Origin of the sequence: Lactobacillus delbrueckii subsp. delbrueckii DSM 20074 = JCM 1012 (genome assembly GCF_001433875.1) — a bacterium.
In the GTDB taxonomy this organism is placed as follows: domain Bacteria; phylum Bacillota; class Bacilli; order Lactobacillales; family Lactobacillaceae; genus Lactobacillus; species Lactobacillus delbrueckii.
The window spans coordinates 1-9,173 of sequence record NZ_AZCR01000058.1 but is presented as its reverse complement, the minus strand read 5'-3'; the positions used below and the strand labels follow the sequence as shown (position 1 = coordinate 9,173).

The following is a 9,173-nucleotide window of genomic DNA, read 5'->3' as shown; positions in this document are numbered from 1 at the left end:
TCGTTATTAACATTGTAAGGGACAACCCTTCTTTTTTGTTGCCTATTTTCTATTTACACAAGAATTTATACTGAACCAAAAAAAGAAAAAAGTTCCTGTCGGCTGAAAAAGAGGTGAAAATAGCAGAAATTACTCTATTTGTAAGTTCGAAAAGGCTTGAATAAGTGGTAAAATTTCAGTAGAGAGATTTTTTATATTTTGAAATGATAGGAGTACCATATGACTCAAGTACTATTGTTTGCTACAGATAATCAAAACAAGGTTAAGGAAGTGCAAGAAGCTTTCAAGCAGGCTGGTCTGGACATTGAGCTTAAATCAAATGCAGATTTGGACAACCCGCCATACGTTAACGAAAAGGGGACGACTTTTGAAGCTAATGCTAAGCTGAAGGCGCACGCTTTGGCAGACTATAGTAAGCTGCCAACTCTGGCTGACGACTCAGGCTTGCAGGTTGCTAAACTGAACGGCGCTCCTGGCGTACACTCAGCCCGTTACGGCGGTGAGGCCCACAACGATGCCAGAAACAACGCTAAGCTTTTGGCAGCCTTGGGCGGGATTCCGCAAGACGAGCGCCAAGCCAAGTTTGTCACTACCCTTGTTTTGACCATGCCAGGCCACGAAGACAAGGACTTGGTTGTAACTGGCACCTGCGAAGGTGAAGTTCTGGCAATTCCGCGCGGCAAGGACGGCTTCGGCTACGACCCGCTCTTCTACGTACCAAGCAAGGGCAAGACTTTCGCCGAAATGACCACTGAAGAAAAGAACGAAGTCTCCCACCGGGGCAAGGCAGTCAAGGCTTTGATCGAAGAACTGCCAGCTTGGCTCGCTCAATTCAACTAAGATCAAAGAAAAATGCTGGGCCGCGGCTCAGCATTTTTAGATCAAGCTTTTTTACTGTTGTTGATGATAACCGGTTCCTGGCCAAATTTGACCTGGTTGGCCCGTAAGTATTGCAGGTAGGTCTGCCAGTAGGCCTGGCGGATTTTGCCTTCAAAGCCCGGCTTGACCTGGAAGTGGACCCGGTAGGTGATCGTCTGCCCCTGCTGGCCGATGACCCCGATCTGGGTTGGTCCGTTGACCAGTTTGTCATGCCAGGCAAGCAGATCTTCATCAGCCTGGTCAAGCAGGCTGGCCAGCTGCTTTAAGTCGGTGTCTGCATCCAGGTTCAGGTCCAAGTTAAGGCCAATCCCGCCGTGGGTTAGGTTTCTGACGATGGAAATCTGCCGGTTGGGTATGAAGATCAAGGTGCCGTCAGTGGTGACGATCTGGGTGGTTCTGAGGCCCAGCTGGGTCACGGTCCCGGCTTCAGTCCCGATCTCGACATTGTCGCCGACATCGTACTGGCCTTCACTGAGGATAAAGAAGCCGTTGACCAGGTCGCTCATGAAGCCCTGGGCCCCAAGGCCGATGGCCAAAGAGAAGATCCCGGCACTGGCAATCAAGGTGCCGACAGGGATGCCCAGGATGGTTAAGATGGAGTAGACATAGAAGAAGACCATGGTGTAGTGGAAGAGGCTGTTCACCAAGGCTGAGATGGTCTGGGACCTTTTGGAGAGGACAAGCTTGTCGTTGTGCTTATCCAGGTATCGCTTGATAATTTTCCGACCAAAATGGCTGACCAGGTAGAAGACCAGGGTCGAAATCAGCAGCTTCCAGAGGATGGTCACGCCGCTGGTAAAAAGCTTGTCGACGTCGACAGAGATGCCGGCAATTTTGAAATCAAGATTTTTCATTGAAAAAATGCTCCTTTCAGCTATGCTTAAAGGATAACAGAAAAGCGGGTAAAAACTTCGGAAAATCTTTCGATTGTGTCTAAATCGTTTTCATGCTAGACTCTTTTTAGAAAGGAAAGGGGAAGTAAGCTATGACAATTTCATTTGGCGCTTTAGCCGGTTTGATCGCGGCCATTGCCTTTTTGGTACTGGTCCTGTTTACGATTCCCATGTTGCTTAATGTTTCGAAGACTTTGAAAGAGGCTGAGAAGACAGTCCAATTGACCAATGAATCTATGGCCAAGCTGACTGAAGACATGGATGACTTGATGAAGCAGACCGGCGGACTCTTGGAAAAGACCGACGCGTTTTTGCAAGACGTCAATAGTAAGATGGAAACTTTGCAGCCGGTCGTTCAGGCCGCCGCTGACCTGGGCCAAAGCGTCTCAGACATCAACGAATCATCCAAGAAGATGATCAACAAGGTTTCCAATGCCCACTTTACCCGGACGGGAATGATCACTTCCGTAATTACGTCGGCTTTTGCCAGACATTTCCGGCGGAAGGGTTAGGATTAAGAAAAGGAGAACAACCATGAGCAAATTTGGTAGCTTTTTATTAGGGGCCGTCTTTGGGGCTGCTGCTGGGGTTGCAGCTGCCAGCCTGATCTCAGACGACAAGCTTAAAGAAGTCAAGGACAAGATCAAGAGCAATCCAAACGTTGAAGACTTGAAGGAAAAGTACGACAACGGGACAGAAATCTTGAAAAACCAACTGGCTTCTTTCCCAAAGAACATTGAAGATGATTCTGAATTGAAGGACTTCGACGACATCGTAATCGACGATTCAGCTAACGGCGCCGGCGAACAAGACGCCAGAGACCTGGACAATGCTGAAAAGAGCGAAGAAGGGGAAGAGAGGCCGGAAGAACCAAGCACGCCGACTAGTCCAGATCAAGAATAGTAAATTTTTTCACGATAGATTTTGAATAAGCAGAAAAGTAGAACTCGATGCTTTCGGGTTTCGCTTTTTTACTAGTTGAGGATAAATCACATGACGACAACAAACATGGTCCTTTTTCTGATTTACCTAATGGCAATGTATTTTTCCTTCAGAAAATCAGATAATCCTTTTGTTTTGAAGCTGAGAAAATATCGGGGAATAATCTTGACTATCCTGCCTGCCGCGTTTTTTGCCATTTTTGTCATGAAGGAAGGCTATCATGATTTTCAGAATGTCTTCTTGCTGTTGACTTTAATTGGCGTCTACTACTTGATTCGCGACCTGCGCAAGGCATAATTGTATACAAAAAAAGGCTTCTATAAGAGAGATACTTCTAGAAGCCTTTTTCTGTTTTCGGTTTTATTCCTTAACTGGCAGAACCTTCAATTCCTTGCTAGTGTGGGTGAATGGCTTGAAGCCATCCTTGGTGAGGACTCCGCAGTCTTCGATCCGGACACCGGCAAAGCCTGGGATGTAGATCCCGGGTTCAATAGAGAAGCACATGCCTTCTTCCAAAACGACGTCGTTGCCGTTAGCGATGGACGGGAATTCGTGGACTTCCATCCCGATCCCGTGGCCCAGGCGGTGGATGAAGTATTCACCATAGCCGGCGTCAGTGATGATCTTGCGGGCTACCCCGTCAAGTTCGCTGGCCGTCATGCCTGGCTTAGCCGCGTCGATGGCTGCTTGCTGGGCAGTCCGGTTGACTTCGTAGATTTCCCGCATCTTGTCAGTCGGTTCCCCGTAAGCGACCGTCCGGCTGGAGTCAGAAGCGTAGCCTTCGTGCATGGTCCCTAAGTCAAAAAGTACCAGTTCATTTGGCTGTACCGTGTTCATGCTTGGGCCTTGGTGCGGGTTGGCCGCGTTCTTGCCGGCCTGGACGATGGTGTCAAAGCTGGTCTGCATCACGCCCTTTTGCAGCTTCAATTGGTATTCAATCTGGCTGACCACGGCCCGTTCGGTAACCCCGTTTCTCAGGGCTTCAAAGCCAATCTGGAAGGCAAAGTCCGCTTCTTCCCCGGCCTTGCGCAGCTTGACCAGTTCGCTTTCCGTCTTGAAGAGGCGGATGTGGGCGATGAAGTCAGACAAGTCCTTGGAGAAGTCGGAGTCTGGGAATTGAGCGTGCAGGGCCTGGTAGTGGGCAACCGTCAAGCCGTTCTTTTCGACAGCCCAGTTTTGGTAGTCCTTGGTCCGCTGCTTGATTTCGTCAGCGATCTTGCTCCATGGGTCTTCGCTGTCCAGGTAGCCGACCACGTCCCCGTCCCAAGCTGATGCCTTGGCTTCTTCATAGTTCAAGGCCGGGCAGAAGAGGAAGGGTTCAGCGTCCTTGAAGGCGAAAAGCTTAAAGATTCTTTCTTCAGGATCGGTAATGAAACCCGTGAAATAGTTGATGGTAGTCGGGCTGGAAACGTAGGCTACGTCCATCCCGTTTTCCTGCAGCCAGTTTTGTAATTTGTCTAAATTCATGGCAAAATTCTCCTTACTGATGAAATTAACCTCAGTATAGCACTAAAAAACTGAAAAAAGTTGAAAAAATAGCTGTAAGCGATTGCACGAAAAGTGTTCTCATGGTATCATTAAATCAGTATTTAGTATTTAGATAGGTAGGGCTGTTATTATGAATAAGCAAGATGTAACCATTTACGATGTTGCTCGGGAAGCCAAGGTTTCTATGGCCACGGTTTCCCGGGTAGTCAACGGCAACAACAATGTCCGCAAGGAAACCCGTGACCGGGTCATGGAAGTTATCAAGCGTCTGCACTACCAACCAAACGCGGTAGCGCAGGGTCTGGCCTCAAAGCGGACCACAACAGTCGGCTTGATCGTGCCGGACCTGACCAACTTGTACTTTGCCGAATTGTCAAAGGGGATCGACGACATTGCTGTTTTGTACAAGTACAATATCATCATCTCCAGCGTGGAAAACCGTTTGATGAAGGAAGACGCCGTCATTCAAGGCTTGCTCAACAAGCAGGTTGACGGGGTTATTTACATGTCCAACAAGCTGTCTGAAGAAGTAGCGGAAGCATTCAAGCGGACCGACACGCCAGTCGTTTTGGCCGGGACTGTTTCCGACAACCTGGAATTCCCTTCAGCCAACATCGACTACAAGAAGGCCGACACGGAAGCTTTGAACCTGCTTTTGAACGACGGCAAGAAGAAGCTGGCCTTGATCGTGGGCGACAAGGAAGCTTCGATCAACCGGAACTACCGGATTCCGGCCTTTGAGAAGTTCGTGGCTGACAATGAACTGGAAGGCTGCGAGATTTTTGACAACATCAAGGACTACTCTGACGGCTACAACCTTTACCCGGAACTGGCCAAGAAGGGGATCAACGGGGCCATCATCACCAAGGACGTTTCCTCAGTCGGCCTCCTCAACTCAGCTCTGGATCGCGGGGCTAAGGTGCCGGAAGATTTCGAAATCATTACGGCCAGCGCGACCCAGATCGCCTCAGTTGTCCGGCCAGCCTTGACCACGATCAAGCAGCCGCTCTACGACTTGGGTGCCGTGGCCATGAGAATGCTGACCAAGCTGATGAACGATGAAAGCCTGGAAGACAAGCACATCGTTTTGCCATATGAACTGATCAAGAAGCAAAGTACCTTGAACAAGTAAGATTTTTCGAAAGAGCCTACCAAGCGGCGGGCTCTTTTAGTTTCGCCCGGGCAAAGGCGGCTGAACTTTGTGTTACAATCTTTTTATAAGATAATGGGGGGCACAAATGGATCACTTATACCAGCAATTCGACTTGATCGAAGAGATTACCAGAAACGACGGCAGTCAGTACTATGAAATTTCCAACATCGACCAAAACGGCTTCGCGGAACTGGCGGCCAACAACGGTTTAATCAAGAGCGTGCGGATTCTGGTCATCAACATCCCGCGCACCAAGGCGCTGGAAACTTACGAGCAGTACATTAACAAGACCTACCAGCTGCATACTTTGATGAACGAAGAAGACTGGGAGAACCCGCAATGGGTGGAATGGGACAAGCCTAAAGGCCCGGTCAGGGATGCTTACGAAATGGTTTTGAAAGCCAACAAGATCGGCTAGGAGGAAGACAATGGAAACTTTGCGGATTCTGCATACCAACGACTTGCACTCGCACTTTGAGCATTTTCCAAAAATCAGACGCTATTTGAAGCAGGTGCAAGAAACGGCGGCTGCCGACCAGGTTTTGACTTTTGACGCCGGCGACTTCATGGACCGGTCCCATCCCTTGTCTGATGCTACAGAGGGCCGGGCCAACATCCGCTTGATGAATGACTTTCACTATGACGCCATCACGATCGGCAACAATGAGGGGATTTCCAACCCGCATGCCGTCTTGGAGCGGCTTTTTGACCATGCCAACTTCCCGGTCCTCTTGTCAAATCTCAGAGAAGAAGACGAAAGCTGGCCGGCCTGGGCTAATGACTACAAGATCATCAAGACCAAAAAGGGCACCCGCCTGGCCTTGGTGGGTCTGACGGCCGCTTATCCAATGACATACGGTCCCAACCACTGGCAGATCAAGATGCTGGGCGAAACTATGGACCGGGTCCTGCCGGAAATTGCCGGCCAGTATGACTGCTTGATTTTGCTGACTCACGTGGGCCTCAGAATGGATCAGTGGCTGGCCAAGCACTACCCGGAAATCGACCTGATCGTGGGCGGACACAGCCACACCCTTTTGGAAAAAGGGGTCAAGGAAGGCCGCACCTGGATCACCCAGACGGGAAAGTGGGGCAATTATGTCGGCGACATTAGCCTGGAAATCGGCGATGACCACAAGATCATTTCGATTAAACCAACTACCGTGCCGGTAGCTGATTTGCCAAGCCAGGCGGGCGATGAAGCAGAAATTGCCGCCTTATATGAAGAGGGGCAGAAGATGCTGCAGAGCCGGCAGGTGGCGGACTTGCCAGAGAAGTTCAAGGATGACAAGCTGGCCGCGATCGACGTCTCCCTGGATGCGATCGCTGACTTTGCCGGTACTGACCTGGCCATGCTGAGCACCGGCCTCTTTTTGACACCATTTAAGAGCGGCCTCATCAACCAGTTTGACCTTCAGCATGCCCTGCCGCACCCGATGCATGTCGTCCGGACTACCCTTTTAGGCCGGGACTTGTGGCGGCTGGTCATGGAAGTGGAAAAGAACCGGCACTTTTTGGAACATTATCCTCTGGTGGGGATGGGCTTTAGAGGGAAGATTTTTGGCCAGGTCTACTACAGAGGGATCAAGTATGACCCAATGACCAGGAACGTTTTCGTCAACGGGCAATTGCTGGACCCGGCGGAAGAATACCGGATCGCCGTTTTGGACCACTATGTCCTGATCCCGTTTTTCCCGACTTTGGCCATTGTCGGTGAAAATGAATTCCTCTTCCCGCAGTTTTTAAGGGAAGTCGTAGGCGACTACTTAGGCCGCAAGTATCCTGTGAAAAAAGAAGGTGAATTTATTGAGGAAAGAGCAGAAAGAGCAGAAAACAGAGGTAGCTGAAGCTAAGCCCCTCCACCCCCTGGCAGAGGTGGTGGTTGCCGGTGAAAAGGTCGTGATCAATCAGCGGGAATACCGCCTTTTGGTCAACCAGCGGGATGCTTTAGACCGGGAAGTTTTGAAGCAAAAGTACGATCCATACCTGGACCAGTATGATTATCTGGTCGGGGATGTATCCAGCGACCACCTCCGCCTCAGGGGCTTTTACAATGACTATGTCAAGACATCCATTGACCGAAAAAAGTCGACGATTGTTGACTACTTGACTGAATACTGCAACCCTGGCGCGCCTTACTTTATCTTGGAATCCCTCCAGCCCAGCCGTAAGCCATGGCCGACCCAGCGCCGGCGGCCAGCCAGAAAGCGGCCGAAGAACAAGGCGGCTTTTAGCGAAAGAAAGGTCAAGGACGGCCGGCCCAAGAAGGGCAGCTATGCTGAAAGCTGCAAGAAGAACCGCCGCCACCAGGCCTTTGTGATTAGAAAGAAGAAGCCGTGAAAGATTACCGCTTATTTTTGATTGATTTGGACGGGACCATTTACCGGGGCAAGGAGACCATTGAATCCGGCGTCCGCTTTGTCAAGCGCCTGGATGAGGCAGGTCTTGATTACTTATTTTTGACCAACAACACGACCCGGACGCCCCAGATGGTAGCTGACAAACTGGCCGGGCACGGAGTCAAGACCGACGTTTCCAAGATCTACACGCCCAGCATGGCCACGGCCAGCTATATTTTGGAAAAAGATGCGAAAAGGCCAATCGGCGTCTACATCATTGGCCAAATTGGCCTGTGGAAGGAGATCCTGGACCGGCCGGAATTCTATTATGACGAGGAAAATCCTGACTACGTGATCGTGGGGATGGACACGGACTTGACCTATCACAAGCTCATGGTTGCCACCCGCTGCATTCACCGGGGAGCGGTCTTTATCGGCACCAATTCCGACCAGAACCTGCCGGTGGGCAAGGAGCTGCGGCCAGGCAACGGTTCAATTTGCGCGGCTCTGGAAGTCGCGTCCGGGCAAAAGCCCCTTTTTATTGGCAAGCCGGAAGCCATTATTGTCAACCGCGCCCTGGACTTGGCTGGGGTTAGGGCGGAAGAGGCCTTGATTGTCGGGGACAATTACCCAACTGATATTATGGCCGGAATCAACAGCGGAGTCGACACCCTCTTGACCTTGACCGGGGTGACGCAAAAGGCAGACCTGGCCGGTCTCACTCCGCCGACTTATTTAGTGAACGATTTGGATGAATTTAGCCTATGAAAAAATTCCTAAGCAAGCTGGGCCAGCCCCTTTTCCATTTCTTTTTCGCGGTCTCCAGCGCTGTCGTTGGCGCGATCGTAGTCAGCTGGCCCTTGCTTTTGCTTTTTACCTTGCTGGAGAAGACTTACCAAACGGTTAACTTGACCGTGGGCCAGGTCATGAGCAACTATAACCAGCTCCTGCTTTACCTGGTTTGGCCTGGGCAGACCAAGCTGCAGATGAGCAACCTGCCGACTTCGGCTTCAGCGGCTGCTCACTTTGCCGATGCCAAAAATCTTTTTATTCTGGCCGAGCTGGTTTTCCTGCTCTGCCTGGCTCTCAGCAGCTATTTCCGCAATTACAAGAAGCCGCTTAAATTGACCCAGACCCAGGCCTTGCTCTTGATGCTGCTGCCAATTGTGGTCATGCCTTTTGCCTTAACCGACTTTGACAGTTTTTTCCGGGTCTTTCATACTTTCTTTTTCCGCAATGACAACTGGCTCTTTGACCCGGCGACTGACCCGGTCATCAACGTGCTGACGGAAGGCTTCTTTGCCTCCTGCTTTGCGGTTGGCGGAGCGATTTACGAGCTCTACCTGGCCCGCTTTTTGCTGAAAAAGTAAACCGGAAAGCACTTAAACAGAATTTAGACCGCCAATTGCAAGAATAAATTGAACACTTACCATAACATCTGGCAGATTTTGACTATCTACGCCGGTAAATGCGGTCAAG

Annotated in this window: 12 protein-coding genes; 10 read left to right on the top strand and 2 right to left on the bottom strand. The window is 50.4% G+C overall.

The window, feature by feature from the left end; all coding sequences use genetic code 11:
* Window positions 1-219: 219 nt before the first annotated feature.
* Window positions 220-840: an XTP/dITP diphosphatase gene (locus FD23_RS07240; RefSeq protein ID WP_025896160.1), complete on the top strand. Its 621-nt coding sequence runs from the start codon at window positions 220-222 to the stop codon at window positions 838-840.
* A 41-nt stretch (window positions 841-881) separates the two neighbouring features.
* Here the strand turns inward: FD23_RS07240 and FD23_RS07235 are convergent, their stop codons facing one another.
* A complete protein-coding gene (locus FD23_RS07235) occupies window positions 882-1,733 on the bottom strand; it encodes a mechanosensitive ion channel family protein (RefSeq protein WP_025896161.1) in 852 nt (283 codons plus the stop codon).
* A gap of 131 nt (window positions 1,734-1,864) precedes the next feature.
* On the opposite strand from FD23_RS07235, the gene FD23_RS07230 reads away from it, so the two are divergent.
* From FD23_RS07230 to FD23_RS07220, 3 genes are all read left to right on the top strand, one after another.
* Window positions 1,865-2,284: a DUF948 domain-containing protein gene (locus FD23_RS07230; protein ID WP_016396726.1), complete on the top strand. Its 420-nt coding sequence runs from the start codon at window positions 1,865-1,867 to the stop codon at window positions 2,282-2,284.
* A 22-nt stretch (window positions 2,285-2,306) separates the two neighbouring features.
* Complete coding sequence (locus FD23_RS07225; protein WP_025896163.1) at window positions 2,307-2,675, top strand: hypothetical protein; 369 nt, start codon at window positions 2,307-2,309, stop codon at window positions 2,673-2,675.
* A 90-nt stretch (window positions 2,676-2,765) separates the two neighbouring features.
* Complete coding sequence (locus tag FD23_RS07220) at window positions 2,766-3,011, top strand: hypothetical protein (RefSeq protein ID WP_025896165.1); 246 nt, start codon at window positions 2,766-2,768, stop codon at window positions 3,009-3,011.
* 63 nt (window positions 3,012-3,074) lie between these two features.
* On the opposite strand, the gene pepQ is transcribed toward FD23_RS07220, so the two are convergent.
* Window positions 3,075-4,181 carry a Xaa-Pro dipeptidase gene (gene pepQ, locus FD23_RS07215; protein WP_052933727.1) on the bottom strand — a complete coding sequence of 369 codons (1,107 nt, stop codon included), beginning with the start codon at window positions 4,179-4,181 and terminating at the stop codon, window positions 3,075-3,077.
* A 151-nt stretch (window positions 4,182-4,332) separates the two neighbouring features.
* Here pepQ and FD23_RS07210 point away from each other — a divergent pair, with 151 nt between their 5' ends.
* The 6 genes from FD23_RS07210 to FD23_RS07185 all read left to right on the top strand — a co-directional run bounded on the left by FD23_RS07210 (window position 4,333) and on the right by FD23_RS07185 (window position 9,064).
* Window positions 4,333-5,334: a substrate-binding domain-containing protein gene (locus FD23_RS07210; protein WP_025896166.1), complete on the top strand. Its 1,002-nt coding sequence runs from the start codon at window positions 4,333-4,335 to the stop codon at window positions 5,332-5,334.
* Window positions 5,335-5,440: 106 nt separating this feature from the next.
* A complete protein-coding gene (locus tag FD23_RS07205) occupies window positions 5,441-5,773 on the top strand; it encodes a hypothetical protein (protein ID WP_025896167.1) in 333 nt (110 codons plus the stop codon).
* Between the two features lie 10 nt (window positions 5,774-5,783).
* Window positions 5,784-7,202 carry a bifunctional metallophosphatase/5'-nucleotidase gene (locus tag FD23_RS07200; RefSeq protein ID WP_052933726.1) on the top strand — a complete coding sequence of 473 codons (1,419 nt, stop codon included), beginning with the start codon at window positions 5,784-5,786 and terminating at the stop codon, window positions 7,200-7,202.
* Window positions 7,162-7,695: a YutD family protein gene (locus FD23_RS07195; protein WP_044880556.1), complete on the top strand. Its 534-nt coding sequence runs from the start codon at window positions 7,162-7,164 to the stop codon at window positions 7,693-7,695. Before FD23_RS07200 ends, FD23_RS07195 begins: the two co-directional genes overlap by 41 nt.
* A complete protein-coding gene (locus FD23_RS07190) occupies window positions 7,692-8,462 on the top strand; it encodes a TIGR01457 family HAD-type hydrolase (protein ID WP_025896168.1) in 771 nt (256 codons plus the stop codon). The genes FD23_RS07195 and FD23_RS07190 overlap by 4 nt, the downstream gene beginning before the upstream one ends.
* Window positions 8,459-9,064 carry a TIGR01906 family membrane protein gene (locus tag FD23_RS07185; RefSeq protein ID WP_002876598.1) on the top strand — a complete coding sequence of 202 codons (606 nt, stop codon included), beginning with the start codon at window positions 8,459-8,461 and terminating at the stop codon, window positions 9,062-9,064. Before FD23_RS07190 ends, FD23_RS07185 begins: the two co-directional genes overlap by 4 nt.
* Window positions 9,065-9,173: the final 109 nt, after the last annotated feature.